20 protein-coding genes are annotated in these 19477 nt (G+C 60.0%); 6 read left to right on the top strand and 14 right to left on the bottom strand.

Features of this window, described 5'->3' with window-relative positions; translation table 11 throughout:
* Positions 1-94: 94 nt before the first annotated feature.
* Positions 95-1312 carry a glycosyltransferase gene (locus tag ACQY8Q_RS15730; RefSeq protein WP_428427427.1) on the bottom strand — a complete coding sequence of 406 codons (1218 nt, stop codon included), beginning with the start codon at positions 1310-1312 and terminating at the stop codon, positions 95-97.
* A 172-nt stretch (positions 1313-1484) separates the two neighbouring features.
* On the opposite strand from ACQY8Q_RS15730, the gene ACQY8Q_RS15725 reads away from it, so the two are divergent.
* Complete coding sequence (locus tag ACQY8Q_RS15725; RefSeq protein WP_428427426.1) at positions 1485-1790, top strand: chorismate mutase family protein; 306 nt, start codon at positions 1485-1487, stop codon at positions 1788-1790.
* Between the two features lie 100 nt (positions 1791-1890).
* Here ACQY8Q_RS15725 and ACQY8Q_RS15720 read toward each other — a convergent pair whose 3' ends face one another.
* From ACQY8Q_RS15720 to mscL, 7 genes are all read right to left on the bottom strand, one after another.
* Positions 1891-3120 (bottom strand): methyltransferase domain-containing protein, encoded by a 1230-nt coding sequence (locus tag ACQY8Q_RS15720; RefSeq protein ID WP_428427425.1) that lies wholly within the window; start codon positions 3118-3120, stop codon positions 1891-1893.
* On the bottom strand, positions 3117-3680 hold the full coding sequence (locus ACQY8Q_RS15715; protein WP_428427424.1) for a dTDP-4-dehydrorhamnose 3,5-epimerase family protein: 564 nt from the start codon (positions 3678-3680) through the stop codon (positions 3117-3119). The genes ACQY8Q_RS15720 and ACQY8Q_RS15715 overlap by 4 nt, the downstream gene beginning before the upstream one ends.
* Positions 3677-4762: a CDP-glucose 4,6-dehydratase gene (gene rfbG, locus ACQY8Q_RS15710; RefSeq protein ID WP_428427423.1), complete on the bottom strand. Its 1086-nt coding sequence runs from the start codon at positions 4760-4762 to the stop codon at positions 3677-3679. Before rfbG ends, ACQY8Q_RS15715 begins: the two co-directional genes overlap by 4 nt.
* A complete protein-coding gene (gene rfbF, locus ACQY8Q_RS15705) occupies positions 4762-5532 on the bottom strand; it encodes a glucose-1-phosphate cytidylyltransferase (RefSeq protein WP_428427422.1) in 771 nt (256 codons plus the stop codon). The genes rfbG and rfbF overlap by 1 nt, the downstream gene beginning before the upstream one ends.
* Positions 5533-5840: 308 nt before the next feature.
* Entirely contained in the window at positions 5841-6833 is a 993-nt protein-coding gene (galE, locus tag ACQY8Q_RS15700) for a UDP-glucose 4-epimerase GalE (RefSeq protein WP_428427421.1), read from the bottom strand.
* 94 nt (positions 6834-6927) lie between these two features.
* Positions 6928-8094 carry a pyridoxal phosphate-dependent aminotransferase gene (locus ACQY8Q_RS15695; RefSeq protein ID WP_428427420.1) on the bottom strand — a complete coding sequence of 389 codons (1167 nt, stop codon included), beginning with the start codon at positions 8092-8094 and terminating at the stop codon, positions 6928-6930.
* Positions 8095-8320: 226 nt separating this feature from the next.
* Entirely contained in the window at positions 8321-8749 is a 429-nt protein-coding gene (gene mscL / locus ACQY8Q_RS15690) for a large conductance mechanosensitive channel protein MscL (protein WP_428427419.1), read from the bottom strand.
* A gap of 241 nt (positions 8750-8990) precedes the next feature.
* Here mscL and ACQY8Q_RS15685 point away from each other — a divergent pair, with 241 nt between their 5' ends.
* Complete coding sequence (locus ACQY8Q_RS15685) at positions 8991-12491, top strand: NahK/ErcS family hybrid sensor histidine kinase/response regulator (protein WP_428427418.1); 3501 nt, start codon at positions 8991-8993, stop codon at positions 12489-12491.
* Positions 12492-12710: 219 nt separating this feature from the next.
* Here ACQY8Q_RS15685 and ACQY8Q_RS15680 read toward each other — a convergent pair whose 3' ends face one another.
* Together ACQY8Q_RS15680 and ACQY8Q_RS15675 are read right to left on the bottom strand one after the other, a co-directional pair.
* Positions 12711-13358 (bottom strand): response regulator transcription factor, encoded by a 648-nt coding sequence (locus ACQY8Q_RS15680; RefSeq protein ID WP_428427417.1) that lies wholly within the window; start codon positions 13356-13358, stop codon positions 12711-12713.
* Positions 13359-13442: 84 nt separating this feature from the next.
* Entirely contained in the window at positions 13443-13880 is a 438-nt protein-coding gene (locus ACQY8Q_RS15675; RefSeq protein ID WP_428429795.1) for a hypothetical protein, read from the bottom strand.
* A gap of 132 nt (positions 13881-14012) precedes the next feature.
* On the opposite strand from ACQY8Q_RS15675, the gene ACQY8Q_RS15670 reads away from it, so the two are divergent.
* Both ACQY8Q_RS15670 and ACQY8Q_RS15665 read left to right on the top strand, forming a co-directional pair.
* Positions 14013-14360: a DUF952 domain-containing protein gene (locus ACQY8Q_RS15670; RefSeq protein ID WP_428427416.1), complete on the top strand. Its 348-nt coding sequence runs from the start codon at positions 14013-14015 to the stop codon at positions 14358-14360.
* On the top strand, positions 14357-15445 hold the full coding sequence (locus tag ACQY8Q_RS15665) for a quinone-dependent dihydroorotate dehydrogenase (protein ID WP_428427415.1): 1089 nt from the start codon (positions 14357-14359) through the stop codon (positions 15443-15445). Before ACQY8Q_RS15670 ends, ACQY8Q_RS15665 begins: the two co-directional genes overlap by 4 nt.
* A gap of 6 nt (positions 15446-15451) precedes the next feature.
* Here ACQY8Q_RS15665 and ACQY8Q_RS15660 read toward each other — a convergent pair whose 3' ends face one another.
* On the bottom strand, positions 15452-15955 hold the full coding sequence (locus ACQY8Q_RS15660) for a CAP domain-containing protein (protein ID WP_428427414.1): 504 nt from the start codon (positions 15953-15955) through the stop codon (positions 15452-15454).
* 1 nt (position 15956) lies between these two features.
* The gene (locus ACQY8Q_RS15655) at positions 15957-16223 is read right to left on the bottom strand and encodes a DUF6460 domain-containing protein (RefSeq protein ID WP_428427413.1); all 267 of its coding nucleotides are present in this window, start codon (positions 16221-16223) and stop codon (positions 15957-15959) included.
* Between the two features lie 162 nt (positions 16224-16385).
* Between ACQY8Q_RS15655 and ACQY8Q_RS15650 the strand changes: the two genes are divergently transcribed.
* Together ACQY8Q_RS15650 and ACQY8Q_RS15645 are read left to right on the top strand one after the other, a co-directional pair.
* Positions 16386-17324 (top strand): tetratricopeptide repeat protein, encoded by a 939-nt coding sequence (locus ACQY8Q_RS15650; RefSeq protein WP_428427412.1) that lies wholly within the window; start codon positions 16386-16388, stop codon positions 17322-17324.
* Positions 17325-17527: 203 nt separating this feature from the next.
* Positions 17528-18160 (top strand): YitT family protein, encoded by a 633-nt coding sequence (locus ACQY8Q_RS15645; RefSeq protein WP_428427411.1) that lies wholly within the window; start codon positions 17528-17530, stop codon positions 18158-18160.
* 226 nt (positions 18161-18386) lie between these two features.
* Here the strand turns inward: ACQY8Q_RS15645 and ACQY8Q_RS15640 are convergent, their stop codons facing one another.
* Together ACQY8Q_RS15640 and ACQY8Q_RS15635 are read right to left on the bottom strand one after the other, a co-directional pair.
* Positions 18387-18848: a carboxymuconolactone decarboxylase family protein gene (locus tag ACQY8Q_RS15640; RefSeq protein WP_428427410.1), complete on the bottom strand. Its 462-nt coding sequence runs from the start codon at positions 18846-18848 to the stop codon at positions 18387-18389.
* A gap of 23 nt (positions 18849-18871) precedes the next feature.
* Positions 18872-19372: an RrF2 family transcriptional regulator gene (locus ACQY8Q_RS15635; protein WP_428427409.1), complete on the bottom strand. Its 501-nt coding sequence runs from the start codon at positions 19370-19372 to the stop codon at positions 18872-18874.
* Positions 19373-19477 lie beyond the last annotated feature (105 nt).

Raw genomic sequence — 19477 nt, 5'->3', positions numbered from 1 at the left:
ATCCGCGCCAATGTGACTGCGGAACATTGGCAACCCGGTTCCCAAACCGCAATCGAGCTCCGTTGCTGTATTCGCCAACCAGCCGATACGGTCATCAGGCAGCCCTGTAATTTTCGTTCAGATTCAGTTTCAACGTCTCTGGGGACACCAACATCTGAGCGACAAAATGATAAAGTTCGGCTGGTGTCTGAACCCCGCCAATCTCTTCGTCCATAAAGACTTGCTTGTCGGAAACACCCGTGAAGAACTGTCCTACCAACGGATCCACAAAATCAACCGGCTGGAAGCGCTTCAAATATTTTCCGCCGTGCCACTTTGCAAGGACGGCACGATAGCCTTCGATAGCTCTATCATTGTCTTGCTGAGTTGCCATGAGGCTGCAACTGTTGCCGCACGCTTCGGCAAAATTACCCTCCCAGCCTTGCATCGGGCTGTATCCATATCGTGTCAGGAACCAATGCTGCACCTGTGCGATGCAGGCTGTCAGTCCCAAGGGTGTGGGAAACGGAAAATCCTTCATATGGGGGTCGTCATCAATATTACGCCCGGTTTCGCGCGCGAATATCGCGAGTTGCTCCTTCACATTGTCAGCCGTTTTGATCTTCGCCGAATTGCTTTTCGCGCAGGACCCGAGAACCGAAAATGGGCGCCCCGAGTAAACCATATGCTCGGCAGTCACGAGCACTTTACAAATATTCTCGAAATCGACGACCGGATATTCACAGTATTTTCCGCCAAATTTTACCTTGATTTTGTCCATCACACGTTTCGAAACAGCGCCGTGATAGAAACCAAAGGCCATATTCGGAGTCGGGGCACCACCCTTCCAGGAAAAGAAATCCTGGTAAGCCGTTGCCCGTGGAACGGAGTACACCTCAGTATCCAGACTTGCGGCAACGTTACAACGCTGCGGCCGGTTTCCAGGCCAATTGAACGTTAGCCGACTCCAAATGAGAACGTCCGTCGCCGGTTGTTCGGCCTGGGAACGGCGGATCAGGTCGGCAACGTTGACATCGACGTAATCATCATCGCCGATCATGCAGATGAATTCGCCGGTGGCGGCCTCAACGCTCCGATCCCAGTTTTCGACCATCGGCAAGACCCGGTCCGCCGAAGGCAGATATTTCACGCGTGGGTCGCCAAGAAATTCCTCCATGAAGTCGTTCATGATCGAAGGGTCATCGGAATTATCAGCGAAAACATACTCGACATCCATGCGCATATTCGCCAGCTGGCTTCTGATCGTTTCCTGAAAATAGATCTGGCGGTTACGCGATGGCACACAAATCGTCAGTTTCGGCAGGGCGAACATGAAATTTCTCCGTTTGCCGCAGACTAGCGGCGAAGGCTTTTGCGAAGCTTGCCCGCGGCCCTTTGGCCATAAGTCCGGTTTTCGGCTTTCCAGCCGTGGCATGGCTTGATAAGCACCGTCGCATGCGGCCTTGCGATACAGCAGAGCCGTGATGACGTATCCGGAGGCCCCTATGCAGAAAAGCCCGGCAGACTGTGCCTCGATGGTCGAGATCCGCGCCGAGATCGACCGTATCGATGAAGCCTTGATGGCGCTTTTTAAGGAGCGCTGGGGCTATATCGGCCGCGCTGCAGAGATCAAGAAACCGGCCGGGTTGAAGGCCGATATCCCCTCACGCGTCGATGAAGTGCGGCTCAATGCCCGCCGCAGCGCCGCGATGGCGGGGCTCGATCCGGATTTCTACGAGGACCTCTGGGCACGCCTGATCCGGCATTCGATCACGCATGAGCAGATCATTCTCGGTGAAAACGGACAATAGCCGGACAACGGCGTTCAGCCTATCTTTACGCTGGCCGTCTCGGCTTTCTTGGCCGGCGCATCGACCGTGACGTCCGGCAAAACGGCAACAGAACCGTCAGCTACGGATGCACCGTCAGCGTCGGCACCGCTGTTACGAACTTGCCACCCCAATCGCTGATATACGAAAGCTGCTGTCTGATTTCGGCCTGAAGGTTCCATGGCAGTATCACCACTCTTTCCGGTTTTTCGGCTTTGAGGAATTCTTCCGTAACAACCGGTATCCGGCTGCCGGGAAGCAGGAGGCCCTGCTTGGCGGGGTTCTTGTCGACGACGAACGGCAACAGGTCTGGCTTGACGCCGGAAAAGTTGATCAGCGTGTTGCCCTTGGCTGCAGCGCCATAGGCTGCGACTTTCAGGCCGGCCCGCCGGCTCTCGATCAGGAATGTCAGGAAACCATCGCGCACGCTTTGCGCAGCCGTCTGAAAGTCAGTGTAGAAGGCATCGCTGAGCATTCCCGCGGCCTGCTCTTCAGCCAGCGTTGCCGCCACGGCTGCGGTGACCGCATGTTTTCCGGTATCGCTGCGTTGCGCGAATACCCGCAGGCTGCCGCCATGCCATGGCGTTGTCTCGACATCAAAGACGGACAGGCCATTGGCTTCGAAGACGCGGCTGACGGAGGTCAGCGACAGGTAGGAATAGTGCTCGTGGTAGGCAGTATCGAACTGCGCCTCGCACACCATGTTCAGCAGGTGTGGAAACTCGAAGGTCGCGACGCCGTTTTCTTTCAGCAGGCGCGCGAAGCCGGCGACGAAATCGTTGATGTCGGGAACGTGGGCCAGCACATTGTTGGCGGCCGTCAGGTCGGCGGAACGGCCCTCCGCTGCCAGCTTTTCGCCAAGTGCCTCGCCGAAAAACGCCTCGACGATCTCGATGCCCTTGGCCCGCGCCGCAGCCGCCGTGCTCGCCGTCGGCTCGATGCCGAGGCAGCCGATGCCGCGTTCCCTGGCATACTGCAAGAGATAGCCGTCATTGGCGGCGACCTCGATAATATGAGACGCTGCCGTCAGGCCGAAACGGGTCTGCATATCGGCGACATAGCGCTTGGCGTGATCAAGCCAGGAGGTCGAAAACGAGCTGAAATAAGCGTAGCTCGAGGAAAAGAACGTCTCGCGATCGGCAAAGTCCTCGGTCTGGACCAGGCGGCATTCCCGGCAGCAGCGGATGACCAGCGGATACCAGAGTTCCGGCAGGTGACGTTCACCGGGATTGACGTAGGAATTCGATGGAGGCGCTGTGCCAAGATCGAGGAAGGGCAGCATATGCGTCGATCCGCAGTGACGGCATTTCATGCGGCTACTCCACGATAGTCCGCCGACAGCAACGGATGCGCCGCATCGCGTGGCGACAGGTTGACGACCGGCAGCGGCCAGTCGATGCCGAGTGCGGGATCTTCCGGATTGAGCCCCCCCTCGGAGGAAGCCGCATAGGGCTCCGAATGGGCATAGATCATCCGCACGTCATCGGTCAGCGCCTGGAAACCATGCGCGAAACCCGCCGGAATCAGCAGGGAGCAGGCATTGTCTTCCGACAGTTCAACGGAAAAATGCTGCAGGAACGTCGGCGATTGCGCACGGATATCCACGGCGATATCGAGGATGCGGCCACGGGTGCAGGTGACGAGCTTGATCTCGGCATGGGGCGGGCGCTGGAAATGCATGCCGCGCACCGTGCCCTTGTGGAGCGTGCCGGTTTCGTTCAGTTGGGCGATGCGCCCCTGCCAGCCGAAGACCGCAAGATCTTCCTCGCAGAACAGCCGCGACAGGAAGCCACGATCGTCCGACATGGTTTTGCGGTTGATGACACAAAGCCCCTTGAGCGGCGTCGCATGCGCCGTGAACCGCGCGCTCATCCGGCTGCCCGCAAAGGTTCGTCCTTGGTGGCAAGCCCGGCAAAATCGCGGATATCGCCAAGGCACAGCTCAAGCGCTGCCTGTCCCTGCCCTTGCGCCCGGTACCATTCCATCGTCCGCTTGACGGTCTCCGCCAGACGCCAACGCGGCTGGTAGCCGAGATCGGCGCGCGCCTTGGCACTGTCGAGCACCAGGTAGCCCGCTTCGTGCGGTCCGTCCGTGCCATCGCCAAGCACCATAGCTCCGCCACCGAAGTGCCGCTCAGCCATCTTGAGGACTGCGCCAACAGAGGCCGCTTCACCATGATCCGGACCAAAATTGTAGCTCTCGCAACCATCCGGCATCTGCCACAGACGCTCAGCCAATCCCATGTAGCCGCCCAGCGGTTCGAGCACGTGCTGCCAGGGGCGCACGGCGCGCGGACGGCGCACCTGCAATGTCTCGCCGCCTTGCCAGGCCCGGACTGCGTCGGGGATCAACCGGTCTTCCGCCCAGTCGCCGCCGCCGATGACATTGCCGGCGCGTGCCGTGGCAAGACCGATCTTGCGGGCCGCAAAGAACGAGGCGCGGTAGCTTGCCGCGACGATCTCCGCCGCTGCCTTGCTGGCGCTGTAGGGATCGTGGCCGCCGAGTGGGTCGCTTTCCATAAAGGCAAGACCCGTCTCGGCATTGTGGTAGACCTTGTCGGTGGTCACCACGACGATCGAGCGCACATCCTCCGACACCCGCAGGGCGTCGAGCAGGTTGGCGGTACCGATGACATTGACGTCGTAAGTCTCGGCCGGATTGCGGTAACCCGCCCGCACCAGTGCCTGCGCCGCCAGATGGAAGACAATCTGCGGCTTGGTCTTCAGGACATGATGGGTAACGGCATCACGGTCGCGGATATCGATAATGCCGGGGCCGTCCATACCGCCACCAAGCAGCAGATGCAGCGAGGGGTCGGTCTGCGGTGCCAGCGACAGGCCCGAGACGTCGGCCCCCAGTTCGCGCAACCATAGAGCCAGCCAGCTGCCCTTGAAGCCGGTATGTCCCGTGACAAGAACCCGTTTTCCGCGCCAGAATTCATTCGTCATTGTCATCACCAGCTCTTCCAGGGTGGGGCGCCGCTCTGCCACAGGCTTTCAAGGTGGTTCTTGTCGCGCAACGTATCCATCGGCTGCCAGAAGCCGTCGTGGAAGTACGCCTGCAACTCACCTTCGCTGGCCAGTCCCATCAGGGGCTCCCCTTCCCAACTTGAATGATCCGCCTCGATCCGGTCGATGACGCGGGGTGAAAGCACGAAGAAGCCGCCGTTGATGAAGCCGCCCTCGCCTTCCGGTTTTTCGATGAAGCCCTGGACCTCGGTGCCCTCCAGCTGCAGCGCGCCATAGCGCGCCGGCGGCCGCACAGCCGTCACCGTTGCCTGCTTGCCATGGCTTTTGTGGAAGGCGATGGTCTTGCCGATGTCGACATTGCCGACACCGTCGCCATAGGTGAAGCAGAAGGCTTCCTCATCCTTGAGGTAGGATGCGACCCGCTTGAGGCGGCCGCCGGTCATCGAGCTTTCGCCGGTGTCGACCAGCGTCACGCGCCAGTTCTCGGCGCTCTGGCGGTGGAATTCGATCGAGTTTTGTGACAGGTCGAACGTGATGTCCGACATGTGCAGGCCGTAATTGGCGAAATATTCCTTGATCACATAGCCTTTGAAACCACAGCAGATGATGAAGTCACGCACGCCGTGGGCGTAGTAGAGCTTCATGATGTGCCAGAGGATTGGCCGCCCGCCGATCTCGATCATCGGTTTCGGCTTCAGATGGGTTTCTTCGGCGATGCGCGACCCGAGGCCGCCGGCAAGAATGACAGCTTTCATCCGCCCCTCCTGTTAGACGCAAAGACAATCGCGGGCGGCACCGGCGATGGCTTGGCGAGAGGAAGCAGGATTGCAGTTAGGCACCGATGGAGCAGAACCGGGGCCACGCGCCGCCTTCGACTGCAGGGGCCTAGCCCTTGCGGTCAAACGGTTTTTAAGGCGCGAAAACTCCATCATGCTCTAGGTCCAGTCAGTCTATTCTGACCGATACCCTAGAGGGTGAAGCTGTCGTCAAACTGGAGAGGCCGTATGGGCACAGCCGGCCGCCTGCCCGGCATCAACCGAACAGGCTCTAAACACACCGGATATCAGAAGGAATTCTTCCGCATCAGGTGCAATTCCCAATCCAGCGCGCTGCGGATGATACCGTTCAGATCGTCATACTGTGGCACCCAGCCAAGCTCCTGCTTGGCCAGTGCGGGATTGGCGACGATCATCGCAGGGTCTCCTGCGCGACGCTCGGAGAATGTGACAGGAAAGTCTTCGCCATGCACCTCACGCACGGCGTCGAGCACTTCGAGCACCGAGAAACCGTGGCCATAGCCGCAATTGGCGGCCAGCGATCCACCGCCGGCGCGCATGCGCTGCAGGGCCTTCAGATGTGCCTGAACCAGGTCCCAGACATGGATATAGTCGCGCACGCAGGTTCCGTCTGGGGTCGGATAATCAGTGCCGAAGACGCTCATCGACTGGCGTTTGCCAAGCGCGGTGGCGCAGGCGACCTTGATCAGATGGGTGGCAAGTGCGGAAGATTGGCCGCTGCGTCCTTTCGGATCGGCACCGGCGACGTTGAAATAGCGCAACGCGGTATAGGTGAATGCATGTGCAGCCGCAGTGTCGCGCAGCATGATCTCGGTCATCAACTTCGATGAACCGTAGGGCGATTCCGGCTTGAGGTTGACGCTCTCCGTCACCGGCTCCAGCACGTCCGGCGTGCCGTACACCGCCGCCGTCGAGGAAAACACGAAATAGGGGATACCGGCTGCGACCGCACTGGCGATCAGGCTGCGCGATTTGACCGTGTTGTTCTCGTAATAGCCGAGTGGATCGGCAACCGATTCCGGCACGACGATCGAGCCGGCGAAATGAATGATGGAATCGATGTCGTTGTCGGCAAAGATCTGCTGCATCAGGGCCGTGTCAGCGATATCGCCTTCATAGAAACGGGCTTCCGGCGCGATTGCCCAGCGAAAGCCGGTCGACAGGCGGTCGATAACGACGACCTGTTCGCCAGCATCGAGCAATGCCCAGACCATGTGGCTGCCGATATATCCGCCGCCGCCCGTTACCAATACCGCCATTGCCTGCTCCTGCGCTGTTCACGTGAGCGGGATAAAACCCGTTCACGGCGCGATGCACAAGGATTATGTGCACTATAGAGCGGTCAAAGCAGGATCAGAGCGCAGCGATATAGCCCGCCAGCCGTTCGGCCGCGATGGCGATCTGCTTGGGATCGCGCAGGAAACAGGCACGCATAAACAACGATCCGCCCTCGCCGAAGGCGGTTCCGGGTGCAAGGCCGACGCCGGTCTTGTCGACGATATCGAGGGCCGCGCGCCGGGCATCGGTGACGCCATCGATCTTCAGGAAGGCATAGATCGCGCCGTCGGGCTTCAACGTCTGCACCCGGTTGGTAGCGATCAGTGCATCGCACAAAAGGTCGCGGGAGCGGGTTGCCTTGGCGACGTTTTCCGCGACAAACGCATCACCCTGGTCAAGCGCCACCACGGCGCCCGCCTGGATGAACTGCGCCACGCCGGATGTCGAATACTGGATCAGATTTTCCAGCACCTGGCCGGCTGCCGGCGGCGCCACGATCCAGCCGGCCCGCCAGCCGGTCATCGACCAGTTCTTCGAGAAGGAATTGACGAACAGGATGCGCTCGTCCTCTTCCATCACGTCGAGAAAGGACGGCGCGCGATCGTCATTGTAGGAATAGAGCGCATAGATCTCGTCGGCGATGATCCAAAGACCATGTTTGCGCGCCAAAGCCAGAATGGCTTTCAGATCGTCATGCGTGGCTGTCCAGCCAGTGGGATTGGACGGCGTGTTGACGAACAGTGCCCGCGTCTTCTCCGTGATCGCCGCCTCTAGCTTGCCGATGTCGAGCTGCCACTTTCCGTCTTCGAAGCTGAGCGGCACGGCAATCGGGCGCACACCGGACAATTCGGCGCTGGCGGCAAAGTTCGGCCAGGCCGGGGTCAGAAACACCATGTCGTCGCCCGGAGAGGTCACAGCCTCGATGGCCAGCTTGATCGCCTGCATGCCGGATCCGGTCACATAAAAATTGTCTGATGACAGCGTCTTGCCGAAATGCCGCTGGTAATAGCGCGACAGGGCTTCGCGCAGTTGCGGAATACCGCGCTGCCAGGTGTAGAAGGTTTCGCCGGCCTTTAGCGAATCCTGCGCTGCCTGCGAGATGAAATCCGGCGTCGGCAGATCGCCTTCACCGACCCAGAGCGGGATCAGCCCATCGCGCCCGCGCGCATAATTGACCAGTTCAACGATGCCGCTTTCCGGGGCAGAAAGGGATCGGGGGCTGAGGCTGGCAAGTATGGTCATCGGCGGGCTCCTCGCGCATAACCCCGAAAATCGGAACCGATTTTTGGAAGGGTTATGCGCAGCTTAAAACTGCTAGAGCGACCTTTGCGCGCCCAATTGGGCACGCGACGCTCTAGTTGCCCGCCGCTTCTAGCCGTTTTTCACATCACGATCACGCGATATTCAGTGACGGATTTATCGATTTTGGTGATGTATCGGTATCGGCCGGACATCACCAAACCGTGTTTTATACGCGCTGCGTTTTCAACAGGTCGCGGATTTCGGTCAGAAGCTGAACATCCACCGGTGGCGGTGCTGCCGGCTCTTCGTTCTTCTGCTTTTCCAGCGAAACGCGCATCTTGTTGACGGCCTTGACCATCAGGAAAATGATCCAGGCGAGAATGAGGAAGTTGATAACCACGGTCAGAAAGTTGCCATAGGCAAAGACTGCACCCTGCTCGCGTGCCGCAGCAAGAGACGTTGCCGTTACTGCGGGGGAGAGCGCGAAGAAGAAATTAGAGAAATCAAGGCCGCCGGTGATGGCGCCGATGACCGGCATGATGATGTCGCCGACCAGCGAATTGACGATCAGCGTGAACGCGCCGCCGATGATGATACCGACGGCAAGGTCCATGACATTGCCCCGGGCAATAAATGCCTTGAATTCATTCAGCATTACTCTCTCCTTGTCTGTGGCCTAAAACCAACTGCGCCTGCCTGTTCTACGCAGCCGGATGCACAGTGGATGCTAGCCGAAATCGAAATCTTGTAAATCGCGCAATCAAAAATAGCGCGGCGCCCTCCTATCACGATTGAACGGAGAAAGAGGCGCGGTTTCTGTGACTTAAGGCTTAGGCCGCCCCGATTTTCTTCACGTCCGTCTTGTCCTATGCTCTGGTGGAGGACAAGGAGGAGACATGCTCTCGGGCTCGATCATTTTCGGGGCTGCCTTTGCTTATCTGCTGCTGTTGTTTGCGGTGGCAAGCTACGGCGATCGCAAGGCGCGCAAGACTGATCCTGCCGGAAAGGGCAGACCGCTGGTCTATGCCTTGAGCTTGGCGATCTACTGCACCTCCTGGACCTATTTCGGCGGCGTCGGTCTTGCCGCAGAGCGCGGCCTGGAGTTCACCGGCATCTATATCGGCCCGATCCTGATGTTCACCATCGGCCTGCCGGTGATCCGCCGGATCATCGCGCTCGCCAAGGCCGAAAAACTGACCTCGGTCGCCGATTTCATTGCCGCCCGCTACGGCAAGAACCCGATGGTCGCCGCCATCGTTGCGCTGATCTCGCTGATCGGCGCCATTCCCTATATCGCGCTGCAGCTCAAGGCCGTGTCGAGTTCGGTATCGGCAATGGTCGATACCAGCGGTTACGACATTGGTTCCGGCCAGGACTTCATCGACCTGCCGCTGCTGGTGACGCTCTTCCTTGCCTGCTTCGCCATTGTTTTCGGCACGCGCCATACCGATGCGACCGAGCATCAGGACGGGCTGATCTTGGCGATCGCCATGGAATCGGTGGTCAAGCTTCTGGCTCTGGTCACCGCCGGGATCTATGTCGTCTTCTTTCTGTTCGACGGCCCGAGCGACCTGTGGGCCAAGGCACTTGCCAACCAGCAGGTGATGACGGCGCTACACTACCAGACGCCGTTGCCACGCTGGATCCTGCTCATCGTCCTGTCGGCCTTTGCCATCATCATGCTGCCCCGGCAGTTCCATGTGACGGTGGTCGAAAACAGGACGGAAAAGGACCTGCGCACAGCCGGCATCCTGTTTCCGATCTATCTCGTCGCCATCAACCTGTTCGTGCTGCCGGTCGCGATCGGCGGCGTGCTGACCTTTGCCGGCACCGGCGATGCCGATCTCTATCTGCTGACGCTACCGCTGGCCGCAGATATACCGGTACTGACCATGATCACCTTCATCGGCGGTTTTTCCGCAGCGACCGCCATGGTCATCGTTGCGTCCGTGGCGCTGTCGATCATGATCTCCAACGATATCATCATGCCGGTATTCCTGCGGCGCAATCTGACGGGCCGTGGAGGCTCACAGGATGTGGCCGGTACATTGCTCAACGTCCGGCGCACGGCGATCTTCGTGGTGCTGCTGCTCGGTTACGCCTACTACCGCTCTGCCGATATGAGTTCGGGCCTCGCCTCGCTTGGCCTTCTCGCCTTTGCCGCCATCTCGCAGATGGCACCGGCCTTTTTTGGCGGCCTTGTCTGGCGCCAGGCAAACGCCCGTGGTGCTATTGCCGGCATGACGCTCGGCTTTATCGTCTGGGCCTATCTGTTGTTTCTGCCAAGTCTTGGCGGTCCGGATAATTCGCATGTCGCAGCAACCGTTCTCGGTTTCCTTTTCCCGTTCACCTCGATCTTTTCCGGCCCCGAAGCCGATCCGCTGGTGAATGCCTCGGCGCTTAGCCTGCTGGTCAATGTGATGGCCTATGTCATCGGCTCGCTCACCCGCGCGCCAAAACCGCTGGAGCGGCTGCAGGCCGGCGTGTTCATCCGCCGCAAATCGCGCACCGAAAAAGCGTTTCGCGGCCGCAAGACCAAGATTACCGTTCTCGACCTCAAAACGACGATTGCGCGTTATCTCGGCCAGGAACGAATGCAGCGCTCGTTCCAGACCTATGAACGCCAGTCGGGACGCTGGCTGGAAGATCACCTACCGGCCGATATGGGACTGATCCATTTTTCCGAACAGCTGCTTGGCAGCGCCATCGGTTCGTCTTCTGCCCGGCTGGTGCTGTCGCTGGTACTGCAGCGGCTGGACGACACGTCATCGGATACCGCGTGGCTGCTCGATCAGGCATCGGAGGCGCTGCAGTACAATCAGGACATGCTGCAGACGGCTCTGTCGCAGATGGACCAGGGTATTGCTGTTTTCGACAGCTCCAACAACCTGATCATCTGGAACCGCCGTTTCCGCCAGCTGCTCGACCTGCCGGAAAGCGCTGGCCAGGTCGGCTTCCCCTTGGCGGATATCGTTTCCATGCTCACCCAGCGCGGCGATATTCGCAGGGAGGACGGCAAGCGGCTGGTCGCCGACTTCCTCACCCTCGACAAACCGTTCCTGCTCGAACTCTCGGGCGGGGCGCGGATCATCGAGGTGCGCACCAATGCCATGCCCGACAAGGGCATCGTCACTACTTATACCGATATTACCCAGCGCGTTGCGGCCGATATGGCGCTGAAACAGGCGAACGAGACGCTGGAACTGCGCGTTGCCGAGCGCACCGGCGAGCTTACCCGCGTCAACAAGGAGGTGGCCGAGGCGCGTGCCGCCGCCGAAGAGGCCAATATCGGCAAGACGCGTTTTTTCGCCGCTGCCGGTCACGATATCCTGCAGCCGCTGAATGCCGCCCGCCTCTATTCGTCGTCACTGGTCGAGCGTCTCGGCGAATCGGAAAACAGTGTGCTGGTCCAAAATATCGATTCGTCGCTGGAATCGGTCGAAACCATCCTTGGCGCTGTTCTCGACATCTCCCGGCTCGATACCGGCGCGATGAAACCACGCCTGCAGTCCGTACCGTTGAACGACCTGCTGCGCCGCATCGAGACCGATTTTGCGCCGGTCGCCCGCGCCGCAAATCTGAAGCTGACCGTCATGCCGACATCGCTGACGGTGCGCACCGACCCCAATCTCTTGCGCCGCCTTGTGCAAAACCTTGTCTCCAACGCGATCAAATACACATTGACAGGCAAGGTTTTGGTGGGCGTGCGCCGTGAGGGTGGCGATGCCGTCATCCAGGTTCTCGATTCCGGCATCGGTATTCCGGCGTCCAAATTTCGCACCGTTTTCAAGGAATTCGCCCGCCTCGACGAAGGCGCCAAGACCGCATCCGGGCTCGGTCTTGGCCTGTCGATCGTCGACCGCATCTCGCGTGTTCTCAACCATAGCGTCGACCTGCAATCCAAACCCGGCAGAGGCACCCGCTTTCGCGTGCGGATGCCGATCGACCGCACAGCCGCCGGCAGCGTCAAGGCCGCGCCGTCCGAGCCTCTTCGCACTGCCGAGCCACTGCATGGCATGCGCGTGCTCTGCATCGATAACGAACCGCTGATCCTGGAGGGCATGAAACTGCTTCTGGAGGGCTGGGGATGCAACGTCGCAACCACGCCGTCCCTCGATATCTGGCAGCAGGACCTAACCGTCCAAAGCCATCGCCCCAACGCGATCATTGCCGACTACCACCTGGACAACGGCACCGGCATCGACATGATCCAGGCCATCCGGCTTTATTTCGGCACCGACATCCCGTCGCTGCTGGTCACAGCCGACCGCTCCCCGGAAGTACGCGCCAGCGCCGAGCGGGACGGTATCACCCTGCAAAACAAACCCGTCCGTCCAGCCTCGATGCGAGCCTGGCTGACACAGCTGTCGGTGTCGATGAAGGCGGCGGCTGAGTAGCAGATTTGTTTTGAGGGTGGAAAACTCCCCCTCCCGTCCTCCTCGCCCTTGTGGCGAGGATCCAGTGTGCCATGCCCATGACGCCAAAACTCGGCCGGCCGTTAAGAAACGGTCTTTCACCGCGCCGACGCGCGGTGGCTGGATGCCTGTGACCAGCACAGCCATGACGGAGGAAAGTTTCCAGCTATCAAAAAATGACCCCGGGCGACCGGCTTTGCCTCAAGCCGCCACAGCGGAAATCTTGCCCAGTTGAATGACTGCCTGCGTGCGGCTGTCGACGTTGAGCTTCAGGAGGATCGCCGAGACATGCGCCTTGATGGTCGCCTCGGAGACGCCGAGTTCGTAGGCGATCTGCTTGTTGAGCAGGCCTTCGGCGAGCATGCCGAGCACGCGTGATTGCTGCGGGGTGAGCGTCTGCAGCCGGTGCAGCAATGCTGCCACTTCCGGCTCGTGCTCCATACCGCGCTGAAAACCCGGTGGTGTGAAGATATCGCCGGCCATCACCGTATCTATCCCCTGGCGGATTTCGTCGATGCCTGCGGATTTGGAGAGGAACCCCGAGGCGCCGAGTTCGAGGGCGCGCTGGATGGTCGCCGGGTCGTCATGGGCAGAGACGATCATCACCGGCAGGCTCTGGAATTCGGCCCGGAGTGCAATCAGCCCCGAAAGTCCACTGACACCCGGCATCGTCAGGTCCAACAGCATCAGATCGACCGATATATTGTCGATCGCCGCCTGCCGTGCCGAGGTGAAATCACCGGCCTCGATGATTGCCGGGTTGCCGGGCATGCCCGCCAAAGCCTGGCGCATGGCGCCGCGAAACAGCGGGTGATCGTCCGCAATGATGATGGTCAAGCCTGACGTCATGACGCTCCCTCCCAAGAGCACGGCCCGCAGGCCCGTCACGGCGGAAAAATCCTCCAATTCATCCGCTGTGCCGTCCAGATCCGGTCAGGTCTTTTGAGGCACGTCCTCCGTCTTGTCAGACGGCGGCGTTTCCCCGCTTTCCAGATCTTTCACAATTCCCATGAAACTGCGCATCATTCTTTCCATGACGCCCATCGTCTGGTCAATCTCTTCCTTCGTCGGAAGCCGTGGTTTGATGCCAAATGGGCCTTCTGATGCGGTCTTTTCCAGGGTTTCGACGCGCTTGGTGAGCAAATCCAGTTCCAGCTCGAAGGCGGTGCGCTCGTCGGCCGCCATCCGGCAGACGATGTCGCCGTTCTTTTCCTGGCACAGCGATACCTCGCCGGTCTGCGTGTCCAGCCGCGCGATGCCGCTGTCGGTCTTCTGCATGGCATAGCGCCCGGGCGCCGGCTCCTGTGCCAAGGCGGCAAACGCCGCAAGCACGCCACCAAGGGTTACCACCGGCATCAGCATCCTGTTCATAACATTCTCCTCGCTCGATAAAATCCGGTGCCCCCCAAAAATCAGGGTCCCGTCACGCTTGCCGGTGGACATTCGCAGAAGATTGCGGCAATCCCGCAAAGAGTATCGTCCAAGCTTTCAGGAAACGGCGGCATGCGTAGCATCATTTATAAAATCGTTCCGGCAACTCTATGGCAGGATGCGCGCGAAAGCGGAGAATTCAAGGGCGCTCCGATCGATCTCACCGACGGTTACATCCATTTTTCGACCGGTGAACAGGTCAGGGAAACCGCCGCCCTGTATTTCGCCGGTCAGCACGGCCTGCTGCTTGTTGCCGTTGATGGCGAAAAGCTGGGCGACAGGCTGGTCTACGAGGCCTCGCGCGGTGGCGCCTTGTTTCCCCATCTCTTTGCCACTTTGCCGCTTGATGCAGTCATTTGGGAAAAGCCGCTGCCGTTTGGCGCTGATGGCAGCCATGTCTTCCCGGAGCTTGACCAATGATCGATGCCTTCCAGTCGCTTGCCCGCCGCGGTCTCTTTCTGCTTGATCCGGAAGCGGCCCATGGCCTGTCGATCAAGGGGCTGAAGACCGGCCTCGTTCCGGCCTGCGCAGCACCCGCCGATCCGCGCCTGACGCAGACCGTCGCCGGTCTCGCCTTCGCCAATCCGATTGGCCTTGCTGCCGGTTACGACAAGAATGCCGACGTGCCGGAAGCGTTGCTGAAACTTGGTTTCGGTTTCACCGAGATCGGGACTGTGACGCCAAAGCCGCAGACAGGCAACGACAAGCCGCGCATCTTCCGGCTGGTCGAGGATGAGGCGGTGATCAATCGCCTCGGCTTCAACAACGAGGGCCATCAGGCCGCGCTTCAGCGCCTCAAGGCCTGCGATCGCAAGGCGATGATTGGCGTCAATATCGGTGCAAACAAGGACAGCGCCGATCGCATCGCCGATTACGTCACCGGTATCCGCACCTTCTACGGCGTCGCCCGCTATTTAACTGCCAATATCTCTTCGCCGAACACACCGGGCCTGCGCGACCTGCAGGCGCGCGAAAGCCTGGGCGCCCTGCTCTCCTCGGTCCTTGCCGCCCGCGATGACGAAGCCAGGAAGGCTGGTATCCGCGTGCCGGTATTCCTGAAGATCGCACCGGATCTGACTGAAGACGGCATGGACGATATTGCCGTAGTGGTGCTGGAGCATCATCTCGACGGCCTGATCGTTTCCAACACGACGCTGTCACGCGACGGGCTGAAGGACCAGCGGCAGGCCAGGGAAAGCGGCGGCCTGTCCGGCAAGCCGCTGTTTGAAAAATCCACCGTCGTGCTCGCCAAGATGCGCAAGCGCGTCGGCCCCGATCTGCCGATCGTCGGCGTCGGCGGCGTCTCCTCGGCCGAAACTGCAGCTGAAAAAATCCGCGCCGGCGCCAATCTGGTGCAGCTCTATTCCTGCATGGTCTACGAGGGTCCATCGCTGCCGGGCAAGATCGTCCGGGGGCTGTCAGCGCTTTGCGACCGTGAAGCATTGACCTCGATCAGCGACATCCGCGGCAGCCGCACCGATTATTGGGCATCCAAAAACGCCTGAACCCGATCAACCGGTCGAGAGCACCATGGCCCAATAGGGCCGGTTTCCGGAGGCTGGGTTCCGCATCACGGCGACGCCGAGGCCGCTGTAGTTCGGCCCCAGCATATTTTCCAGGTGCTTGGGCGAATTGAACCAGGCGGCATAGGCCTTTTCGGCACTGTCCTGGCCGACGGCGATGTTTTCGGCCGCAGGCAGCGCCACACTGTCACCCTTCATGCGGGCGAGAAAACTGTCGCCCATGCCGATCAGATGCGACATCTTACCGGCCTTGGCCATGCGGGCGGCCTGCGACAGGGCCGCTTGCGCTGCTGCCGGATCGCGCGCCAGCGGCTTCAGGCCCTTTTGTTTTCTGAGATCGTTGATGTAGCCCAGCGTCGCGTCGGTCTGGTCGCTGCCATTGCCACTCGGGGTAATCTTGGGCGTACCGCAACTGGCGAGCAGACCAAGCGAGAAAATTGCGCCCGCCCGCAGAAACGTGCGGCGGGAGGCAAGAGAGTTCTGATCGTGCATGTTACCGCCGGTAGCTGAGGATACGCAGGATGATGAACACCGGGATCACCACGGCGGCACCGAGCAGTAGGTAATCGCCAACGCGGCCAAGGGCTGCGAAGCCGGAATGCCAGAGATCGAGGACGAAATCCCGGACGGTGTAGAAGATGCCATAGGGCGTCCAGCCGAAAACGGCCATGACAAAGCCGACGATGACCGAGACCACCAACAGCTTGACGAGCACCCGAAGGGGCGAATCGCCCAGAAACCTGTTCACTCCATCGGCCATGGCCCACAATTCTCCTGTTTTTCTTCACATAGGCCGCCATGGCGCCCGCTGCAAGCCGTCAACATTGCCGTCAAATCGCCGCTTGCCATTTCTGCACTTGCACGCGACAAGCGCATGAAGCCCAGACCGTCGATCGGCGGCGCATAACCGAGACCCGGAACCATGACGCTCAACCAGCTTTCTTCCGGCGATCTCATCGCCGACCGCCGCGCCGAATATGCGCATATGCTTGCCGATAGCGGCGATCATGCGGATGCAGCCGACCTGATGACCCAGGCGCTGGAGCTTGTGCCCGATTGGGCGGCCGGCTGGTTCCGTCTTGCCGACTATGAGGAGAAATCCGGCCGCAAAGAGGCGGCGGTCGCTGCCTTGCGCAAAGTTCTCGACCTCAATCCGGATGATATCTTTGGCGCCGGCCTGAAACTCGCCCTTCTCGGCGGCGCCGAAACACCCGACCAACCGTCGAGCCTCTATGTGGCGCAGTTATTTGACGACTATGCCGACCGCTTTGACAGGGCACTGGTCGAAAAGCTGGATTACACCGTTCCGGAGAAGCTGGCAGCACTGATTACCGGCCACACGGGCGAAGCGCGGTTTGCCAATGTGGTCGACCTCGGCTGCGGCACCGGCCTGTTTGGCGAGCGCATCCGTGACAGGGCGGCGCGGCTGGAGGGGTTCGACCTGTCCGGCAACATGCTGGCAAAGGCGGAGGGCAAGGGGTGTTATGACCGTCTCGCGCAGGCCGATCTTTCAATGCCGCCGGAAACCTCAGGGCTATTTTCGAACATGCCGGACCACCGTGCCGATCTGGTCAGCGCCGCCGATGTCCTGATGTATCTCGGCAATCTCGACAGCGTCTTCATCATCGCGTCGCAGCTCTTGGGCAGCAGCGGCCTGTTTGCCTTTTCCGTCGAGGATGCGGATGCGCAAGGCGATTTCATTTTGCGGCCGTCGCTGCGTTACGCCCATTCGGAAACCTACATCGAAGGCCTCTGCAAGCGCTTTGGGCTCGAAATTCTTGCGATCAGCAAAACGACCATTCGCAATGATGGCGGCAAACCGGTCTCTGGCATTCTGTTCCTTACGCGCACATCGGCTTGAGCGCAGTTTTCTTGCGAAGTTGAAATAGGTCAGCATTGCTTACGTATTTTGCTTGATTACGACGCACAGATTCCCGATAAATGCTGCACTGCACACAGGCGCCACGGTCGAAGGACTGCCGGCGCATCTGCACCTTCATTCATTCCCTTCACGGCCGTTCGGGTTTCCCCGGGCGCCGTCTGGCCGTCTTCGGAGATCGCGACATGAGCATCGTCAATGCCCTTGGTTTCTTGAATACCAGCGCGACGCGCCACACGCCCGTCGAGGACGTTCAGGGCATTTTTTCGGGCAGCCTCGTTGCAGCCCTTGGCCTCTATGTTCTCGCCAGCGCTGGCCTTTTGACGGGCAGCACCGCCGGTGTCGCGTTCCTTTTACACTATGCGCTCGACGTCAATTTCGGTCTGGCCTTCTTCGTGCTCAACCTGCCGTTCTTTTATCTGTCGTGGAAACGTCTCGGCATGGCCTTCACGGTAAAGACCTTTATCGCTATCGCCATCACCTCGCTTTTGACCAATGTGCAAAGCCAGGTGTTCGAGATTGCCAGCATCCATCCGGCCTGGGCGGCACTTCTTGGCGGTCTGCTTCTGGGTTACGGCGTTCTGGCGCTCTATCGTCATCGCGCCAGCCTCGGCGGCGTCGGCATTCTCGGCATCTACATGCAGGAGCGCTTCGGCATCCGCGCGGGTTTGGTGCAACTTGCTATCGATCTCTGCGTGCTAGCAGCCGCTTTCTTCGTCACCACACCACCGGTCGTATTCTATTCGGTGCTGGGTGCCGTCGTGCTCAATCTGTTCCTGACCATCAACCACCGCGCCGACCGCTATATCGCTTTGTAAAGCGCACGTCCTCCAGGCGGAGGAGACGTCGCGTACAAAGCGAGGTGATGAGGGGGCCAATGGCGCATTCTTCAAGGATTGCGCTGCGCCAACGCCAAGGGCGGCACCGGCTGCTCCCTCATCCAACCTTTTGCATCGGAAGTGAGAGCGGGACAAGCAATGAACCCTTCCCGCTCTCCGGCACCGCACCTGTTGCGGATGCGCAGCGCCGTAGCTGTTTTGATGATCAGGCGGCCTTTGCCACCTTGTCCAGCGGATGCTGCGAGCGGAAGCCGACAGCCAACCGGTTCCAGACGTTGATCGCGCCGATGGCAACCGTGATGTCGGTGATTTCGGCTTCGGTGAAACGCTCCTTCAGCGTATTGAAAACGTCGTCCGGCGCGCCGGTCTGGGCAATATTGGTAACGGCATCGACCCAGCCGAGCAGAGCCCGCTCGCGGACGTCATAAACAGGCGATTCACGCCAGACGCACAACAGGTTGATCCACTGCTCGCTCAGGCCGTCATGGCGGGATTCCTTGACGTGCATATCGACGCAGTAGGCGCAGCCGTTGATCTGCGACGCCCGCAGCTTGATCAGGTGGATGAAGCGGCGCTCAAGATTGCTCTCCTGAACATACTGCTCCAGCGCAGCGACGGCTTTGTAGGCGGCAGGCGAAACTTTGGCGAAGTTGAAACGGGTTTGCATGGGTCTTCTCCTGTGTTGATGGCTCAGCGAGCCGTTTTGCGTTCGTGAATTTCAAGGAAGGCGCAGCCCCTTGCTGCGATCGATCCATCGTCGATTTCGGCGAGTTGCACGCCGAGATCGGCAATCGTGGTCTTGGCCAGTTCTGCCCTGTAGACGCGCTCGGCTCTCAGCATGGTGGCCGAGATATTGCAGGGCTTGGAAAAGAAATGATTGGCGACCGGGTTCGGTCCGCGCTGACGGATTTCGCCGCACCGGAAGGCAGGTGCCGCACCTTCGACGGCAAGCACTATGTCGAGCAGTGTGATTTTCTCCGCCGGTCTCGCCAGCCGGTATCCGCCCTTCGGGCCAGGCACCGTATCGAGAATGCCGGCACCCGACAGCGACTGCAGATGCTTGAGCAGATAGCTGGTCGACACACCATGAAACTCGGCGATCGCAGCCGCAGACAAAACCCCGCCTTCGGAAAGACCGGACAGCATGGCAACGCTGTGAATAGCCTGCTCGACCCCCTCACCCATCTTCATCGCCTTACCTCCGTTTTGTATCGTGGATAATTTATATCTACGATTATTTCGGCCGTCAAGCGGTGAAATTCGTCACAGAGCTTGCGTTCGCAAAATCGGAGGATA

The organism is Pararhizobium sp. (assembly GCF_965279435.1).
In the GTDB taxonomy this organism is placed as follows: Bacteria; Pseudomonadota; Alphaproteobacteria; order Rhizobiales; family Rhizobiaceae; genus Pararhizobium.
Note: the sequence above shows the minus strand (reverse complement) of the source record. Positions and strands in the feature narration are given on the sequence as shown.

Coding starts and splice junctions, on each gene's coding strand:
- ACQY8Q_RS15660 (WP_428427414.1), bottom strand. CDS start 15,955: ATGCACGATCAGAACTCTCTTGCCTCCCGCCGCACGTTTCTGCGGGCG.
- ACQY8Q_RS15695 (WP_428427420.1), bottom strand. CDS start 8,094: ATGACCATACTTGCCAGCCTCAGCCCCCGATCCCTTTCTGCCCCGGAA.
- mscL (WP_428427419.1), bottom strand. CDS start 8,749: ATGCTGAATGAATTCAAGGCATTTATTGCCCGGGGCAATGTCATGGAC.
- ACQY8Q_RS15635 (WP_428427409.1), bottom strand. CDS start 19,372: ATGAAGATGGGTGAGGGGGTCGAGCAGGCTATTCACAGCGTTGCCATG.
- ACQY8Q_RS15665 (WP_428427415.1), top strand. CDS start 14,357: ATGATCGATGCCTTCCAGTCGCTTGCCCGCCGCGGTCTCTTTCTGCTT.
- rfbG (WP_428427423.1), bottom strand. CDS start 4,762: ATGACAATGACGAATGAATTCTGGCGCGGAAAACGGGTTCTTGTCACG.
- ACQY8Q_RS15730 (WP_428427427.1), bottom strand. CDS start 1,312: ATGTTCGCCCTGCCGAAACTGACGATTTGTGTGCCATCGCGTAACCGC.
- ACQY8Q_RS15650 (WP_428427412.1), top strand. CDS start 16,386: ATGACGCTCAACCAGCTTTCTTCCGGCGATCTCATCGCCGACCGCCGC.
- ACQY8Q_RS15685 (WP_428427418.1), top strand. CDS start 8,991: ATGCTCTCGGGCTCGATCATTTTCGGGGCTGCCTTTGCTTATCTGCTG.
- ACQY8Q_RS15655 (WP_428427413.1), bottom strand. CDS start 16,223: ATGGCCGATGGAGTGAACAGGTTTCTGGGCGATTCGCCCCTTCGGGTG.
- ACQY8Q_RS15670 (WP_428427416.1), top strand. CDS start 14,013: ATGCGTAGCATCATTTATAAAATCGTTCCGGCAACTCTATGGCAGGAT.
- ACQY8Q_RS15675 (WP_428429795.1), bottom strand. CDS start 13,880: ATGAACAGGATGCTGATGCCGGTGGTAACCCTTGGTGGCGTGCTTGCG.
- galE (WP_428427421.1), bottom strand. CDS start 6,833: ATGGCGGTATTGGTAACGGGCGGCGGCGGATATATCGGCAGCCACATG.
- ACQY8Q_RS15640 (WP_428427410.1), bottom strand. CDS start 18,848: ATGCAAACCCGTTTCAACTTCGCCAAAGTTTCGCCTGCCGCCTACAAA.
- ACQY8Q_RS15645 (WP_428427411.1), top strand. CDS start 17,528: ATGAGCATCGTCAATGCCCTTGGTTTCTTGAATACCAGCGCGACGCGC.
- ACQY8Q_RS15725 (WP_428427426.1), top strand. CDS start 1,485: ATGCAGAAAAGCCCGGCAGACTGTGCCTCGATGGTCGAGATCCGCGCC.
- ACQY8Q_RS15680 (WP_428427417.1), bottom strand. CDS start 13,358: ATGACGTCAGGCTTGACCATCATCATTGCGGACGATCACCCGCTGTTT.
- ACQY8Q_RS15720 (WP_428427425.1), bottom strand. CDS start 3,120: ATGAAATGCCGTCACTGCGGATCGACGCATATGCTGCCCTTCCTCGAT.
- ACQY8Q_RS15715 (WP_428427424.1), bottom strand. CDS start 3,680: ATGAGCGCGCGGTTCACGGCGCATGCGACGCCGCTCAAGGGGCTTTGT.
- rfbF (WP_428427422.1), bottom strand. CDS start 5,532: ATGAAAGCTGTCATTCTTGCCGGCGGCCTCGGGTCGCGCATCGCCGAA.